We start from the raw sequence: 16,800 nt of genomic DNA, 5'->3' as shown, positions 1-16,800 counted from the left end.
AGCATAGAATGAAATGAAAGTTACTTTAATATGATTTATACTAAAATAGATTAATCAATGTCATTTGACTCATTAAACCTTCAAAGGTTTAAAAAATAAGTTGAAATGTAAATTTATTATTTATCGTTTTAAAGCAAAGTGTCCTTTTATATCGAACGATTCGCCATCCTGCATAATTTTGGCAACAAACCAATAATCATCAGAGGGCATGTTTTGTCCGTTAAAAGTACCATCCCAGCCCACTGAAGTGTGAGGCAGTGTTTTTAACAGTTTTCCGTAGCGATTGTATATGTAAACAATGGTACCGGGCAGTTGACTAGCACCCACAATGTGCCAAGTATCGTAAGCCCCATCGTTATTTGGAGTAACGAACTTTGGAATGTCAATTACAAATACTTCGCGTGTTACATCCAAACAACCGTTTAAATCTCGAACCGTGACCAAGTGCGAACCAAAAGACACATTGTCAAACACATTTGAGGTTTGCGGCTCACCATCATCTAAAACAAAAACATAATCGCCAATACCGGATACATCAACGGTAATGCTGTTGGGATCGGCAAAATCGACAGTTTGGGTGAAATTGATTATGGCGCTATCCGATTCCACGACGCTAAAATTATGGGTGTACGAACAGTCTGGAGCCGTGGTATTGGGGCGGGTTACAGTAACGCTATAATTCCCAATATCGTTTGGGCCGAGAAGAATTTCAGCAGAAGTCGCACCGGTTGACCACAGATAGGTGTCGCCAGCAACGCCAGTTTCCGCACTGACTACCAAGGGGACGTCATTGCACAATGGCACAATATCATTGATTGGGATAACGGGTAACGGGTTAATCCGCGTATTGAACTGAGTAGTGCTGTAACACCCCGTGCTTATATTTTGAACGCGCACGAAAATGGTTTCGCCATTAGTAGCTTGGTAAGAAGTGTTTATTCTATTGGTTCCGCTTTCGGCATTTTCTTCCGTATTATAAAAAGTAATATTGAAATTTGAAACATTTTGTGAACCCAAAATAGCACTATTGTTTTGTGTGAGGTCGAATACTAAAAAGTCATCATAATCATCGTTACAGTCAATTAAATCCGGCGGGGTATTGGCAACAGGGTTTTCATTGATCTGTAAAATGAAAGCCTGTACAATAAAACAGCCTGTTGTAGGGTTTGAAGCCCTTACGTAAATAGTATGGTTGTTATTGGTGTAATTATAAGTGTTGCTTAAAATCGCAGTATTGTCTTCGGCATCGGTTTGGGTGTCGTGATAGGATATATTTACCACTGAGGGATCATCAACAATCATGTTGTCAACTAAAGATAAATCGTAGGTGTTGGTGTCGTTGTCGCAAATTTCAACTGTGCCCACTGTATTTGTTGGTGGCGGCGGATTTACATTAAGTTGAAGCGGCACGACCGTATAACAGCCGGTTAAGGTGTTGGCCACTTTGATGTAAATGGTTTTAGCTTCTGAAACAAAATTTTCAGGATCAACAATGGCATTTGTATTGTCTAATCCGTCATTGGGGTTTATGTCGGTTTCGTTTTCAAAATAGTCTATTCTCAAGTTGCTTTTTACACGATCCAAAACTTCAAAATCTTGGGTTTGGGTATCGATATTGTAAAAGGTTAAATCGAAATTGGCTTGCCCGTTATAATCGGGAGCACATTCGGTCAACGACGGTGTGCCCACTAAAATATCGGGTGCGGCGATAATATTGATTCCTAATTCTTCAACCACGAAACAGAGCGAATCGTCGCTTTCAATCCTTACATAAATACTTTGCGGATTCACCACGTTGGTGTAAGTGGCAGGCAACGGATTAACGTTTTCTTCGGCCAAGTTTCGGGTTAAGTGGAAGGAAATATTTAGTACATCTGGTGTGCCTTGACTAATTTGATTGGCTTTTTCGGCGAGGTTAAATTCGTGCCTACCGTCGTTGCTATCGTCATCACAAATCAAATAATCAATAATTGGATTGTAAACGGGATCAGGAGATACTTGCAGGATGAATGCCGAAGTACCAAAACAACTAGGGTCTGTAATATTTTCAACACGCACATAAATGGTTTGTGGGCTGCTAGTGTTTTGATAAATCGTGTTTTTATCGATTGGAATTGTAAAGGCAGCATCTTCAAAATAAAAAACCTCTTTTCCGGTTTGGCCGTTTAAAATTTCGTCGTCTTTTTCAGAAAGTAAAAATTCTGCGGTACGGTCATTATCATCCTCACAGATTTGATAGTTGCTTATGTTAGGAAAATCAGGCAATGTATTAATAATGGCTTCAAACGATTCTATCGCATAGCAGCCCGTGCCGCTAACCACATCTTCCACACGAATAAAAATGGTTTGGGTGTTGGTGTTGTAGGCATCGCGATCGGTTTCGGGTATTTCGTTGGTTTTGGCATCGGCATCTTCAAAAGAGGTGAAAAAGTCAATATCCAAACCTGTGGTGCTAGGAACCACTTCTGAAATTTTAGCGTTGAGGTCGATAATGGAAAATCCATCTTGGTCATCATCGCAAATAATAATATCGGTGGGCTGATTGGTTGCCGGAGCAACCAGTACCTCAATTTGAAAAGGATTTACAGTAGAGCATCCTGAGTTGGTGGCCTCAATACGCGCATAAAGTGTTTCAACGGAATTGGTGTTATTGTAAAACGGAGGCAGTTGGTTTTGCGTGTTTTCTGCATCGGTTTGGGTGGCGTAATAGCGTACCGTAAAATCATCGTTTCCTCCTGTGATGGTATCATCAAGCGAAGCGAGGTCTATGCTAGCAAAGCCATCGTTATCATCATCGCAATAGGGTACGGTAACATTATCAAATAGCAATATCGGGTTAATGAGCAGTGTGATTTCAGAGTCTTCAATGCAGCCACTGTCAGTGTTTTCAATAGTTATGTACAATACTTGCGGACTCGCTGCCTCATAGGGTTGTGTTTTGGGTAGTGCGTTTGTGTCGTTGTCCCTGTCATCTTCTGTTTCGTAAAAGGTAACGGTAATGGGGTAGGGTAAATCGTTGGCAATATAGCTTTCAACGGTAAATAAATTAAAATCTAAGGTGTCGTTTTCATCTGCATTGTTGTCGCAGAGCGCATAATCGCCAGTGTCGGTGCCCGTGAGCAATAGATTGGTGTGAATTTCAAAAGGAACAATGGTAGCACAGCCCGTGTCGTTATCTTCAATCCTTAAGTATATGGTTCCCGATCCAGGTTCGGTAACGGCATTATTGTATTCGTAATTGGTTTCGTTTGCAATAATATTGGTATTCGTTTGTGCGTCTTCCAAAGTGGTATGAAAAGTAGTGGTCACATCGGTTAAACCGGCCAAAATAGGGGCGATGACTTCGGTTAAATCGAAGTTTGCTGAACCGTCCAAATCGCGATCACAAGCATCGAGGTATTGGGTGTCTCTATTTACAATGGGGCTAACTTCAATATTTACTTGCAAAGTGGTATTGTTTACGCAACCGGTTGTGGTATTAACGACTCTAACAAAAACATTATCTGTTGGCGTGTTGGTGTTAATATAAGGGCTGGGTATGGGGTTGTTGCCTGTGCTGGCATCCAATGCGTTGTAGTGATAAGTGACGAATAAATTAGCGTTGCCTTGAGTAATCTCATCATCTTTTTCGGTAAGGTCTATTACGGCATATCCATCTGGGTTGTCATCGCCATCACAGGTTTCCAATGGAGTGGGAGCAACAATATCTGGTAGACTGTGTACAATAAGGTTAAAACTGGTGTATGAAAAACAAGGACTGTCTAAATCCTGAATTCTTACAAAAATAGGTTGCGGATTAACGGTGTTTGAAATAGGGGTGGTTATCGGGTTAAGGTTTGCCCTAGCCTCAGCTTCTGAATAATGATAGCTGTAATCGTAGTTGGTAAACGGAATGTTGGGTTCCAGTTCTGCATTTTTGGTGGATAGGTTGAACACTTCTGTTTCGTCGCCGCTGGCATCATCGCAAATTTCGTAATCGGTAATGGGGTCAATGGGTTCTTCGGTATTTAAGACGACTTCAATATCGTCTTCCTCCACACATGCCGAGCCGTTAACCGGAACAGACACTTCAACCCGGTAAGTGCCGTTTGCTACAGCGGTGTAGCTAGAACCTGTAGCGCCAGGTATTAAATTACCGTTGAGGTACCAAGCATACGAAGCTAAAGGATTCTCCAAATCGGCATCTAGAACGGCCGAACTGGCACAGGTTGTTATATTGTCGCCCAATTCCAATACCCTAAAACTGTCGCCTTCAATAAAAACAGCCGAATCGAATGTATTATCGGTTTGGTCGGCAATAATGAGTTTTATATGATAGGTAACATTAGGCTGAATGGTGCCCGATGCCGTTAAAACGATAGTTCGTCCGTTATAGTTGGTGTCGCCCACGTTGTAGCCTTCAAAATATTGTTCGTTTTGTGCAGGGCAAACACCAAAAATTTCATCGTGTATGGTATTGGTGTTAACTGGTGTGGTTGTGCCCGGAACCACAGCAATATTTTGGTAGGGCCCCGTGCTTCCCGCTTCTCTAATTAGAAAAACGAAACCATCGGAAAATTGACACGGGTTGATGCCAAAGTACTCCTCAGAAGCCAATAGATAATTAAATTGAAATTGGTTGGATATAGATACAAAATCAAATTCGATGGAAGTGGCATTTACCGTATTGGTAATCCCCAAAGCAGTCTCCAAATCAGGGTCGGTGCCCCAAGCGTTGGAACCTTCGCTCAATGTTGGGGATATGGGAGAGTTTCCCCCAGATCGAGCCCCTCCGGTAGATAACATAATACCCCTTTCAAAAGGAAAATTGGAACTGCCCCGTTCAAAATAGCCATAACTTGCTAAGCCTGTATTTGCACCGTTAACGGAAGAACTGATGTTAGAAATATCCACACAGCCATCAACGAGGTTGTTTTGAATTAAGGATTGTAAATCAACAGAATCATCTACCGTGATTTGTTGTGAAAACAACAGCATGTTTCCGCCAATAAGAAAAAGTAAAATGAAATAAAATAATCTCATACTAAGTAGGTGGTTTCTGTTTGTGTTAACGGATTAAAGAACAGTTTTTTGTTTAGGACAATTTAATGTCGAAAAGTAGATGTTTTTTAGATGAAATGCAAAATAAATCGATTAAATGTTTGTTTTTGCTGTTTTGGTATCGGTTTTAATACTTTAACGTAAAATGATTTTTAAATATTCTGCCGTCTTCCAGTTTTACTGAAAACCAATAATCGTCATTTGGTAATTTTTGTCCATTTAACATGCCGTTCCAGCCTTCACCTAAAGGATTAAGCTCTGTTATGAGTTTGCCATAGCGGTTGTAAATTTGTATTTTAGTATTTGGCTGAAAAATTTCGGATACGCCGTACACTTGCCAAGTATCGTTAACGCCATCATTATTTGGGGTGAAATATTTTGGAAACCCAATTACCGAAACGGGTTCGGTAATTGTACCACAGTCATTTTTTGTGTCCCTAATTTGAATGCTGTACAAACCGGGATAGAGGTTATCGAATAACGTAGTTGTTTGGTAGGGCCTAATAATTTGAATGTTGATATCCAATAATGCATATTCGTAAATGCCTTCGCCTGAAACCATTATGTTTATGGTGTTGTTTGTAGATGCATCGGTAACTTCTACATTTTCTATAGTGGCGATGTTAGAGGGCTCAACAACGACGGTACGCTGGTCTGAGCAGCCTGCTTGATTCGTGATTTCAACAGTATAGGTGCCAATTTCATTAATATCGATTTCATAGGCGGTTTCTCCAGTACTCCATATATAGGAGTAGTTGTTGGGCGAACCTACCAAAAAACCGGCATTGATTTTTATGGGTGCAGGGAAGTGATTCACACAATAAAGTACGTTTTCGTTTTTCTCTATTTGAGGTAACTCCGCTATACTGAGTATTATTTCGTTAATCCCGAAGCAGGTATTATTGTTTACGGTTTCAACCCGGTAATAAAGGCTTTGGGTGTAAGGTGTTTTATTTTGGTATTGAGAAACACTATTGTTTTCAGTGAGTGCGTCTTCTAGGGTTTCGTAAAATGTAATGGAAACGTCGTTAAGGGAGGTGTTCAGTTGGGCTGCGATATCGAACTTATAATCTTCGAGATTAAATAGGTTTATGCCGTCGGGAGACGCTACTTCATCGCATTGTTGAGGGGCGCGATAAACAGGGACTTCGGTGGTTGCTATTTGCAGTTTGAGTGATCCTGTATCAAAACATCCACTGAAGTTATGTACAGTACGGGTGTATAATATTTCGTTGGGCACTGTGTTTTCATAAGATTCAGGATTAGTAATGGCATTATCACCATTCTGCGCATCATTTTCGGTTTGATGGAATGAAATGCTATAATCTTGATTATAAGTCGGTAAAATAGCTTCGTAGGCTTCGGTTAAATTAAAGATTGTTGTTCCAGAAAGGTTTGGGCTAGCGGCACATTGTGTAAGCGTTTGGTTGTTGGTTACGGGCGATTCAAAATAAGTGACTTTTGCCAAACCCTCTAAAGTTTGGCTACAGTCTCCAGTATTTGGGTCGATAAATACTTTGTACAAGCCTTCTTCATCGACATCAAGAAAATAAGTGGTATTTGTAATAGGAATTCCGTTTTTAAACCAGTTGTACGTGGCGCCTTGAATATCAGGCGATGTTAGCGTGTAAGTGTCATTTTCGCATAAAAATAGTTCAGAAGAGCTTGAGTTGTTGCCTGTAATATCTATTTTCTCAGAGAAAAAAGACGTTATAAAGGGGGGCAAACCTTGCCTGCCGTTCGATCCCAATTGCAAACTGTTATAGGCATAGTTGCAGCCCGGACCAGAAATGTTAGGAGTGTTAATGGTAGACAGAAAGGGTTGCCCTTGGTCGTAGCTGAGGTTCATCGACTGATAAATTTTTCCGTCTGGACCCAATTGCAGTGCACCTCTGTACATTTGTCTGTGGTCTATAACATATTCGGTGTTACTAATGTTGGTGGCCGTTATGTTGTATTGCAGTAAAGCGCCGTATTGCGCCGAGGGAGCACTGCCTTCTTGTTCATTGGTTTGGTAAAAGGATGACACGTAAAGCAGTTGGTTGTTTTGCGAAAACTCCACCCCATAGGCTACTTGTGGTTTTTTGCCGTTTAGAGAAAAAGTAATTGTAATTTCCTGTTCGTTACTAATATTACCGGTAGTTTTATCAAAATCATAAATAAACAAACCCGAAGTGGTATTCGCACAGACCAGTTTTGAACCATTGGGCGATAATTTTAGGTAGCCCCTTCGGTTGGTGATGTTATTTGAAAAGGAACTGGTTACGGGTAAGGTGTTTAGACCTGAAGTGTTCACTTCATAAGCATAAAAGGTGTCGAAAAAACCGGAGTCTCCTTGTGCGAGTGTGATCACCCAAATAGATTGTGTTTGGCAGTCCTTTACAACGGCAGTAACTTTTTCAGACGTTGTTGGTAGCAAGTTGTAGTTTTTAATGGTTACATCGCCCAAACCGTTTTCCAAACTCATATCGACAATTGAATAATTAAAGCCAAAATCTGAATCGTTCTGATGTATTTGTGTATCGACTGTGAAAATGTAATACATGTTTGGGGCTTCTGGTTGAGGTACAATTATTGCCGATTGGGTGCTCGAGGGGTCCCCGTATAAACCAAATCCGTTAGGCATACGGTCGTGGTTTTTGTTCCAAACAGAAATGCCGTCAGTGTAAAATAACAGGTTTCCGTTGGTATCTGATATTGTTGCGCAGCCCTCTATAGTGTTAAGTTTGCCGCTAGAGAGTGGAGAAACAGTGCCGTCTGGATTGAATCGTATTCCAGCATTTTCGCCAAAATACCAGTTGGAAGCTTCCTCTTGACCAAAAGCACAGGTAATGGCTAAGCCAAAGTATATTAGAATGAGGGCGGTTTTTTTCATCTTTTTTCAATAGCAATGCTATCAAAGATATTATAAATCGCGCTTTTTTAATAATCTATACGATAAAAAGATAAATAGAGCAGTCCAACCCAAAACCAAGGCCATTTCGTGCCAATGCACGGCGTAATCGTAAGCTAATTCGGCTTTGTCTGGAAATTTCGTCATGGCAATACGCTGAAAAGGTTGGTCTATCAATTTGTACATCGATTTTAACGGAAAAATATTCTGGATTTTTTCGGCAACATTGGCATCCCACTGCCAAGCCATGAGTCCGAAAGCAATCCACTCCACAATAAAAAGTATGAACAAAAAAGCCAGTGCAAACGCCGAACGTTTTACCAACATACCAAAAAATAAACATAGGCTAAAAAAAGCGACCAATTTTACAAAATAGGCCAACAGAAATTCGGTTTCCATCAAAATAATTCCAACTTCCGTATAGCTGGAATAGTAAAGCCCGATGCAAAGCGAAATAAAGGCTGTTAAGACTGTTGAAACCAACGAAAAGAAAATTATGGTGTAGAATTTTGAAAGGATGAATTCCTTTTTGCTCAATCCATCAATTAAATTCTGTTTTAAGGTTTTGTTGCTGTATTCGTTTCCAATCATGCTCACCACAACAATGGCGAAGAAAAATTTAAACTGCGATGAAAAAAACGTCGTTAAATGCCAAATAATCGGGAAGTTGAATACGCCTAATTCGCCAAGTTCGAGGGTGAAAAAGCCAAAAACGTTAATTTTTAACGATGATAATAAAATGATGAAAAATGGTAATACAAACGAAATAAAAATAAGCACTTTGCTGGTGCGGTTTAGCAGCAGTTTTTGCAGTTCCAAGTTTAAAAGTCGAAGCATTATTAGGCGTTTTGGTGGTTATTGGTCAATTGCAAAAATTGCTCTTCCAAGCTTTCCTTGCGTTTTACCAAATGGGTGAGTACAATGTTATTTTCAAAAAGGAGCTTATTGAAATTTTCGGCCTCTAGGGGTTCGTTTAAAAAGGCGGTGACTAAGTCGTTGTTGATTTTTATTTTTCCAAATGTGGGATGGTTTTCCAAAAGCTGAATCAGTTCGTTTTGATGGTTGGATTTTAGTTCGAAAAAACCGTGACTTGAAATCATTTCGTCCACACGACCCGAGTACAGTTTTTCGCCTTTACGCAGTACCACTACGTGTGAACACACTTTTTCAACTTCGTCCAATAAATGCGAGGCCAGTAAAATAGTGGTGCCATTGGCGGCAATTTGTTTGATGATTTCGCGTATTTGGTGTATGCCCTGCGGATCCAATCCGTTGGTGGGTTCGTCCAGGATTAAAATTTCAGGGTCGTTAAGTAGCGCTGAAGCTATGGCCAAGCGTTGTTTCATTCCCAAAGAATATGTGCTGAATTCACTATTCTTACGTTCAGAAAGCCCAACAATTTCTAATTTTTCGTCTATTTTATGGTATGGCACACCCTTTATTTTGCACACCAATTTTAGATTTTGTAAAGCGGTCATGTAGGGGTAAAAGTTGGGGCGTTCAATAATGGCGCCTACTTTTTTTAGGGCATCGTGCGTGGAGGTATTGCCGTCAAACCAATGGAAGTTGCCGTGCGTTTTGTTTACTACATTTAAAACGATACCCAAAGTGGTAGATTTTCCGCTGCCGTTCGGCCCTAAAATACCGTAAACATTGCCTTTGTTAATGGTGAACGATAAGTCTTTTACGGCTGTTAAATAGCCAAATTTTTTGGTGAGGTTGTTAATGGTAAGTATCGGTTCCAAGTTGTATTGTTTTTGCTGGACTTTTATGTTCGACGATGCTTCAACGTTTTTGTTACAGCAATTTCTTTTGGCTTTTTACAGCACAACAACATAAAGTCATAAAGTTTTATTATTTTCAAGTTTAAAAGCAAATTGCAACAGAAATTGCTTTTTTCGAATAACTTTACGCTATGCAAGATTTAAAAATTTCGAAGAAAAAGCCTTCGTTTCCCATAACGCCTAAACTGCACGATTATCTTTCAGAGTATAATCGCGACATGAAAATCCCTATTTTTTATGATGATTTGTTGCGGTTTCAGGGCTCTATTGTGGTATATGATAAAGATGATAACGATACGCTTTGGATCAGGGTGTATTACAACGATTTTGAGCGCGAGGAAATAGAGCTGTCATTAAAAAAAGTGTACACCATTTTGCATTCCGATGGTAATGAAAGCGTATTACCATTTTTAAGCGTTGATGCTATTGACTATTGCACCTTCGGAAATTCTAAGCCTTTTAGGATTAAAGTTCGGAATATTTTAAATGACAACTATACATACTTTTACGTAAAAACGGCCGATGCTTCTCGGGTTTATGGTTTGGAGTTGGAACACATGCTGTCGCCGTATAATTTGAACTTTTTGGTTTACAAAGATACTTTGATCGAGGAGCACATTGCTGGTATTCCGGGCGATGAGTTTATTAAGGATTTTTTACCAAAGTGCGACAAATCTGAAAAATCTCAAATAGCCAAAGAGTTTGTGAAATTTAATGAACGCTGTATGATTCGGCTTTTGGGCGACATGCGTTCGTATAATTATGTTATTGTACCCACACACGATTTTGATCACGTGGTGTATAAAATTCGTGCCATCGATTTTGATCAGCAGTCCTACGAGGGGAAATTCAATATTTACCGTCCGCAGTTTTTTAAAGAGAATTTGAAAATGGTGGAATTGGTTTCCGAAGGTATGCAAAAACTATCCATTAACCAATACAAAACCGAAGAGCGTTCCATTTTGGTAAAACGTTTGAAAAGTTTTCACGATCGTATCGATATGTTGTTGGATTGCATGCAAAATGATGTGATTTCTACCGATGAACACATCCATCTTTTAAAGATGAAGATTTTTGAATACACCCAAGATGTGAAGTTCAAAAGATGTAAAAATATGGGTGAAATCCTTAAGCGTTCTTTGGAGTTTTTAACCCATAATTACGAAAACGTAAGTTTGGATAAGTTGAAGCAGAAGTAAGGTTGAATAGGATTCGCCTTAAAGGCTGCTCGACTCCGTTCGCCAAATTGTTATCTTTTGAATTGGCAGAAACAGTTGGGGTGCCTAAAGGATTAATTCCAGTTTTCTTCAAAGTCGAGGTTGTCGTAATCGTCGAGGTCTAGGCCATCTTCAAATTCATTGAAATCATCATCTTCATCGGCTTCGAAAACACGGTCTGGAGCGGTGTCTGGTACTTGCCCTTGTACAAACATGAGGTTGGGGTAGTCTTGGCCTTCGGCCTCTTCAACAATCTCGGCCAATTCAACGTAAAAAGTCCACATGCTCAAAAAATCGTACACGTATATCAACTTGGTCTGGGCTTCGTGTACCACGCTGTCCAAAGCTGTTTCGTTCATTAAACGCGCCGAATTATTGTCGCTCAAATCGAATAATGAAATTTCTTCACCTTGATCCCATTGATCATTGCTTATGTAAAACGAAGCCATTTCAGTACCATCAAATCCAAACGATTGCGTAATAATGTTGTGCAAGTCTTCTAAGGTGTCGGTTTCACGAATCTCCAAATCGCGAAAAACGTCCTCGTCTGTGGTGTCGTTGTCTAAAATAACTCTAAATCTGTAAATCATGGGATAAAAAAGTTGAACTGCAAAGGTAGGTTATTTATGTTATTTCGAAAAACGGTGCAGGGTAAATGTCATGGCACTCAACAATAAAAATGCACCAATTTGATGAGCTAGACCTAACCATAGGGGCACGCTCAATAGAATAGTGAAAACCCCCAAAATAAACTGAACAAACACGATAACCACTAAGCTGAGAACACTTTTTTGCTGAATACTGGAGAGTGGTAATTTTTTCGATTTTATCCAGAGCCATATTAATGCCGCAACAACTAAATATGCCAAAGTTCTATGTACAAATTGAATGCCGCTTGGGTTTTCAAATAAATTCTTATAGAACGGTTGCAGCACATAAACCGTATGGTGAATAAACTCCCCCTCGTTCATTAAAGGCCAATGGTTGTGTAGCAATCCTGCTTTTAAACCGGCCACAAAAGCACCGTAAATAATTTGTATGATTAAAATGAAAAAACTAAAAATAATCCACTTTCTAAATTTAGGAAACGCAATAGGTTTTCTGTCTGGGTAAATTAAGTCTAGCGCCACCCATAGTGTCGCAGCAAACGTTAAAAAGGCAGTAACTAAGTGAGCTGCGAGCCTAAAGTGGCTAACATCGGGCTGGTCTACCAAACCACTTTTAACCATGTACCATCCTAAAAAGCCTTGAAACGCACCAAGTACCATTAAAACCAAACTTTTCTTAATGGTGCTTTTGCTAAGTTGTTTTGTTATTAAGAAATACAAAAACGGAATGAAAAACACTATGCCAATTAACCGACCAATAACTCTGTGCAGCCACTCCCAGAAATAAATTTCCTTGAAATCGTCGAGCTCAAAGTGGTAGTTTAGTTTTTGGTATTCTGGGTATTGTTTGTAAAGGTTAAAGGCTTCTTGCCACTCGGCCTCGTTAAGTGGCGGAATGGTGCCGGTTATCAATTTGTAATTGGAAATGGATAGCCCAGAATCGGTTAAACGGGTAATGCCACCAACAAAGACCATTATAAAAATTAGCAGACAGCCGGTTAACAACCAATATATAACCTTTTTATTGTCTTTTTTTGAATTTACCATGAGCGCACGAATTTATTTTTTACTAGCCACATTTAGTCCCATTTTTTTACCTTTTTCCAACATCAATTGATGGGCTGCTTCGTATTCATTGGGTATTTCGCCCTCTAAAATAGCTTCCTTTATCGCTTCTTTGATGATGCCTATTTCTTTGGAAGGCTGCAAATTGAAGGTTTCCATGATTTCCTCGCCCGAAATTGGCGGTTGGAAATTTCTAACATGATCGCGCTCTTCTACCTCCACAATTTTTTCACGAACAATTTTGAAGTTGTTATGGTATTTTCTGAAGCGTTTTGGATTTTTTGTAGTGATGTCGGCCTCGCAAAGGGTCATTAAATCTTCCACATAATCGCCGGCATCAAAAACCAAACGGCGCACGGCCGAATCGGTAACAATATCCTGAGCCAAAACAATGGGGCGCGAGCTCATCAATACCATTTTTTGAACGAACTTCATTTTGTCATTCAAAGGCATTTTTAAGCGTTTGAATAAACGATACACCATTTTTGAACCTTCAAATTCGTGACCATGGAAGGTCCAACCCACTTTTTTACTGAATTTTTTTGTGGGAGCTTTGCCAATATCGTGTAACAAAGCAGCCCAACGTAGCCATAAATTATCGGTGTTTTCAGAGATGTTATCCACCACCTCCAAGGTGTGGTAAAAGTTATCTTTATGGCGTTGGCCTTCAATTTCATCAATGCCTTTTAAAGCAGTGAGTTCCGGTAAAATGTATTTTAACAGACCTGTTTTTTCCAACAATAAAAACCCGATGGACGGTTTTTCACTTTCCAGAATTTTATGCAGTTCTGTAACAATGCGTTCGTTGGTAATGATTTTAATACGTTTCGCATTTTTGGTAATTGCCTTAAGCGATTGGTCTTCAATTTTAAAATTGAGTTGCGATGCAAATCGAATAGCTCGGAGCATGCGCAATGGGTCGTCACTGTAAGTGATGTCTGGGTTTAATGGCGTGCGGATTATTTTTTTATCTAAATCGGCCATCCCTTCAAACGGATCTAGTAAATCCCCAAACGTATTTTCATTTAAACTTAGAGCCAACGCATTTATACTGAAATCGCGTCGGTTTTGGTCGTCTTGTAGCGTGCCATTTTCAACGGCAGGGTTGCGACTGTCTTCGGTATAGGATTCCTTTCGTGCGCCCACAAATTCAATTTCAATATCATCATGGCGGAGCATGGCCGTGCCGTAGGTTTTAAACACCTGAACTTTGGGCGTGTTGGGTAAATTTTTGGCGACTTGTTTGGCAAGTTTAATGCCGTCGCCAACCGCAACAACATCAATATCTTTCGCCGTGCCACGCTTTAAAAAATAATCGCGAACATAACCGCCTATTACGTAGCTTTCCAGATTTAACTCTGAAGCAGATTTAGATATAACTTTAAAAATAGGGTGGTCAAGTGCTCCTTTGTAATTCATTGGTATGATGTCAAATTCCAAATATTGAAATTCCAAATTCCAAATTCCAAATAGGCACTTGGAATTTAGGTTTTGACAATTCTAGTTTTATTCCCGAATAATCTTTACAACACCATTGTTACTCAGCTTAATAATTGAGGATGGTTTGTCGCAAATTTTTTCGCGCTGCAAATTTACAACATAGTCCACACCTTTTAAAACCTCGGGTGCTATTTCTTTGAATGACTTTGGAGTGGGGGCTCCGCTAATATTGGCTGAAGTGGAAACAATGGCACCATTAAATTTTCTGGATAGCCAAAAACAGAAGTCATCATCGGGGATGCGAATGGCGATGCTGCCATCGTCGGCAATTAAATTTTCGGCTAAATTTTGGGCTTCATCGTAAATAATGGTGGTGGGTTTGTCGGTTACATCAATGATGTTTTGTGCTGCTGCCGGAACTTGTTTTACGTATTTTTTCAACATCCTATCGTCGGCCACCAAACAAATTAGGGCTTTGCTATCTTTTCGCTGTTTTAAATTGTACACTTTTTTAACGGCCTCAGGGTTACTAGCATCACAACCTATGCCCCAAACGGTATCGGTGGGGTAGAGGATTAGGCCTCCGTTTTTTAAAACTTGCAGTGCGTTTTTTATTTCGGTATTTTGATCAGGCATGATTTAAAATTTCTTTATAAACTTTAACCGTATTTTGAGCCATTTGGCTTGTTGTAAAATTCTCGATGAGTTTTTTGTGCGCTTGTGTTACAAATTTATCTTTTAAATCGGAATCATTGGCAAGTTTCAAAACAAACTCAGTTAGTTTTTTATCGTCATGCATAGGCGCAAGCAGTCCATTTTCTTCGTTTTCAATAATTTCAGGAATACCTCCAACATTGGTGCTAACCACCGGGACTTTGTGGTACATCGATTCATAAATAAATTGCGGAACCCCTTCGCTTTGAGACGTCATCAACGACATGTTAAACTGTGGGATGAAATTTGAAGCGTTGGGCGTGTAGCCTAAAAATACCATCTGTTCGTTTAGTCCCAGTGCTTTAACGCGATCTAACAAAGGTTGGGTGCGCTCGGTAAAAGTGCCTATTTGTACAAAAAAGAAATTAGTTTTCTTTTCTTCGTTAATAATTCGGTTGGCTACGTTTACCCAAGTATCCAAATGTTTAGCTCGAATATGGTTGGCCACGTTGCCAATAATCACTTTATCATTGCCTATTTCGAATTTTTCGCGAAGCTTAAATGGTGTTTCGTCACTTTTGGTTTTCAAGTTGGTGCCGTGGTATATGGTAACCAATTTGCTATGGTCTTCAATGGCTTTTTTAGAAACCCTTTTTGTTTCTTCCGAAACACAAAGTATCTTTTTAATTTTTGGATAGTTGTATTTGTAAAGTGTTTTTTTGCGTTGTTTAATGTCGAATGATGTTTTTTTGCTGAAAACGAACGGCGGTAAATTGTAAAATTTATCGGCAATAATAGCCAATTGAATAGCTGTGGTATCGTGTATGTGGATTAAATCGATTTTTTTGGACTTGCATATTCTGCCGAGTTTGAGTGAAAACCTTAAATCGATTTTTATGGCCAAAGGAGCGGCAATGTGCTCTATTGACGTTTTTTTTAAACGCTCATGAAACGGCCCGTTTTTTACACAAAAAACAGTGTTGTTTATTTCGGGGTGGGTAGTGGCCAATTCGGTGCATAAGTTTTCAATATGGTTTTCGCCACCGCCCCAGTTTGAAACAGCCGATAAGTGTAAAATGTTCATCTTTTAATTATGCAATGGTTTGTTTCTGTTTTAACGAATCGCTTATGGGCGCACCTTTTAAAAACGACATGAATAGCGGGAAGCTTTTAGGTTTTATAAGCATCTTAAAAAAGAATTTTACTGTTAGCCACCATCTTAAAATTTGGTAAGGCCAATAGCCCGAGTTTTTACGCAACACGTATAGCAATGAAATTTTTAACTCTTTTTTTATGGCCATACTCTTTGCTGTGCTTTGCCCTTTGTAATGAATAAATTGCCCTTCAGGAACCAAATAGCAGTCACCGTTGTTTGAGTTTTTTGCTATGCGGTAGCATAAATCGGTTTCTTCGTAATAGAGAAAAATATTGGTGTCGAAACCGCCCACTTTATGAAAGTTTTCGGCCTTGACCACCAAAAACGACCCCGGCACACTTTGCACTTTTAAAGGTGCGTTGTAAACTTTTTGGCGCTGGGGATATTTTTTCGGGTTGGTTTTTTCCAATATTTTCCTGCCAAAAAGTTCGCGCTTCAAAGTTAAAAAATGGTCGAAGGATTTTTGAACCTCGCCTTTTTCATTGTATTGTTGCGGACAACAAACCGCTGCGTTTGCGTGGCTTTCAAGAAACTTAAGGACAATATCTAAACAGTCGTTCTTTAAAACGGTATCGTTGTTTATAAAAGCATAATGTTTTCCGTTGGCAAATTGTACGCCATACATGTTTCCGCCGCCAAACCCTGTGTTGTATCGGCTTCGTACTAATTTTATGTGTGTTTTTTTGAGGGCTTCAATGCCAAGCTTCAGTGTTTCGAAATCTTCAGCTTTTGAAGCATTGTCAACTACAATAATTTCGTATGAAACGTTTTCCGAAGTTTTTTCTAAAATAGACTTAATGCAATTTATGGTAAAACTGGAAGAATTGTAATTTATAACTATTGCAGAAATGTCTTTCATGAGCATGTAAGGTTATCGGCCAAAAATACAAGTTGAGGGCAGATAAAACAAATAATATAATTGGTTGTTATGTGAATTGTAAGA

11 protein-coding genes are annotated in these 16,800 nt (G+C 39.4%); 1 reads left to right on the top strand and 10 read right to left on the bottom strand.

Features of this window, described 5'->3' with window-relative positions; genetic code table 11:
• Positions 1-120: 120 nt before the first annotated feature.
• The 4 genes from HC176_RS09705 to HC176_RS09690 form a co-directional block, all read right to left on the bottom strand.
• Positions 121-5,022, bottom strand: coding sequence for a T9SS type B sorting domain-containing protein (locus HC176_RS09705; protein ID WP_245234870.1), 4,902 nt, complete (start codon positions 5,020-5,022; stop codon positions 121-123).
• A 145-nt stretch (positions 5,023-5,167) separates the two neighbouring features.
• Positions 5,168-7,915 (bottom strand): T9SS type B sorting domain-containing protein, encoded by a 2,748-nt coding sequence (locus HC176_RS09700; protein ID WP_167917999.1) that lies wholly within the window; start codon positions 7,913-7,915, stop codon positions 5,168-5,170.
• Between the two features lie 30 nt (positions 7,916-7,945).
• Positions 7,946-8,770, bottom strand: coding sequence for an ABC transporter permease (locus tag HC176_RS09695; RefSeq protein ID WP_167917998.1), 825 nt, complete (start codon positions 8,768-8,770; stop codon positions 7,946-7,948).
• Between the two features lie 2 nt (positions 8,771-8,772).
• Positions 8,773-9,678: an ABC transporter ATP-binding protein gene (locus HC176_RS09690; protein WP_167917997.1), complete on the bottom strand. Its 906-nt coding sequence runs from the start codon at positions 9,676-9,678 to the stop codon at positions 8,773-8,775.
• Positions 9,679-9,848: 170 nt separating this feature from the next.
• On the opposite strand from HC176_RS09690, the gene HC176_RS09685 reads away from it, so the two are divergent.
• The gene (locus HC176_RS09685; RefSeq protein ID WP_167917995.1) at positions 9,849-10,916 is read left to right on the top strand and encodes a hypothetical protein; all 1,068 of its coding nucleotides are present in this window, start codon (positions 9,849-9,851) and stop codon (positions 10,914-10,916) included.
• A gap of 92 nt (positions 10,917-11,008) precedes the next feature.
• On the opposite strand, the gene HC176_RS09680 is transcribed toward HC176_RS09685, so the two are convergent.
• The 6 genes from HC176_RS09680 to HC176_RS09655 all read right to left on the bottom strand — a co-directional run bounded on the left by HC176_RS09680 (position 11,009) and on the right by HC176_RS09655 (position 16,716).
• Entirely contained in the window at positions 11,009-11,524 is a 516-nt protein-coding gene (locus HC176_RS09680; RefSeq protein ID WP_167917994.1) for an IS1096 element passenger TnpR family protein, read from the bottom strand.
• A gap of 39 nt (positions 11,525-11,563) precedes the next feature.
• Positions 11,564-12,589, bottom strand: coding sequence for a COX15/CtaA family protein (locus tag HC176_RS09675; RefSeq protein WP_167917993.1), 1,026 nt, complete (start codon positions 12,587-12,589; stop codon positions 11,564-11,566).
• Between the two features lie 12 nt (positions 12,590-12,601).
• Positions 12,602-14,026, bottom strand: a complete 1,425-nt coding sequence (locus HC176_RS09670; protein WP_167917991.1) for a CCA tRNA nucleotidyltransferase — start codon at positions 14,024-14,026, stop codon at positions 12,602-12,604.
• 87 nt (positions 14,027-14,113) lie between these two features.
• Positions 14,114-14,683: an L-threonylcarbamoyladenylate synthase gene (locus tag HC176_RS09665; protein WP_167917990.1), complete on the bottom strand. Its 570-nt coding sequence runs from the start codon at positions 14,681-14,683 to the stop codon at positions 14,114-14,116.
• Complete coding sequence (locus tag HC176_RS09660; RefSeq protein WP_167917989.1) at positions 14,676-15,785, bottom strand: glycosyltransferase family 4 protein; 1,110 nt, start codon at positions 15,783-15,785, stop codon at positions 14,676-14,678. Before HC176_RS09660 ends, HC176_RS09665 begins: the two co-directional genes overlap by 8 nt.
• 7 nt (positions 15,786-15,792) lie before the next feature.
• Positions 15,793-16,716, bottom strand: a complete 924-nt coding sequence (locus HC176_RS09655) for a glycosyltransferase family 2 protein (protein ID WP_167917988.1) — start codon at positions 16,714-16,716, stop codon at positions 15,793-15,795.
• Positions 16,717-16,800: the final 84 nt, after the last annotated feature.

The sequence above is a fragment of the Tamlana crocina genome (assembly GCF_012037625.1).
This window is presented reverse-complemented; position numbering and strand designations above follow the sequence as displayed.

Excerpts from the sequence above, each read along its gene's own strand:
- HC176_RS09665 (WP_167917990.1), bottom strand. The coding sequence starts at position 14,683 with ATGCCTGATCAAAATACCGAAATAAAAAACGCACTGCAAGTTTTAAAA.
- HC176_RS09700 (WP_167917999.1), bottom strand. The coding sequence starts at position 7,915 with ATGAAAAAAACCGCCCTCATTCTAATATACTTTGGCTTAGCCATTACC.
- HC176_RS09685 (WP_167917995.1), top strand. The coding sequence starts at position 9,849 with ATGCAAGATTTAAAAATTTCGAAGAAAAAGCCTTCGTTTCCCATAACG.
- HC176_RS09670 (WP_167917991.1), bottom strand. The coding sequence starts at position 14,026 with ATGAATTACAAAGGAGCACTTGACCACCCTATTTTTAAAGTTATATCT.
- HC176_RS09695 (WP_167917998.1), bottom strand. The coding sequence starts at position 8,770 with ATGCTTCGACTTTTAAACTTGGAACTGCAAAAACTGCTGCTAAACCGC.
- HC176_RS09680 (WP_167917994.1), bottom strand. The coding sequence starts at position 11,524 with ATGATTTACAGATTTAGAGTTATTTTAGACAACGACACCACAGACGAG.
- HC176_RS09660 (WP_167917989.1), bottom strand. The coding sequence starts at position 15,785 with ATGAACATTTTACACTTATCGGCTGTTTCAAACTGGGGCGGTGGCGAA.
- HC176_RS09705 (WP_245234870.1), bottom strand. The coding sequence starts at position 5,022 with ATGAGATTATTTTATTTCATTTTACTTTTTCTTATTGGCGGAAACATG.
- HC176_RS09675 (WP_167917993.1), bottom strand. The coding sequence starts at position 12,589 with ATGGTAAATTCAAAAAAAGACAATAAAAAGGTTATATATTGGTTGTTA.
- HC176_RS09655 (WP_167917988.1), bottom strand. The coding sequence starts at position 16,716 with ATGAAAGACATTTCTGCAATAGTTATAAATTACAATTCTTCCAGTTTT.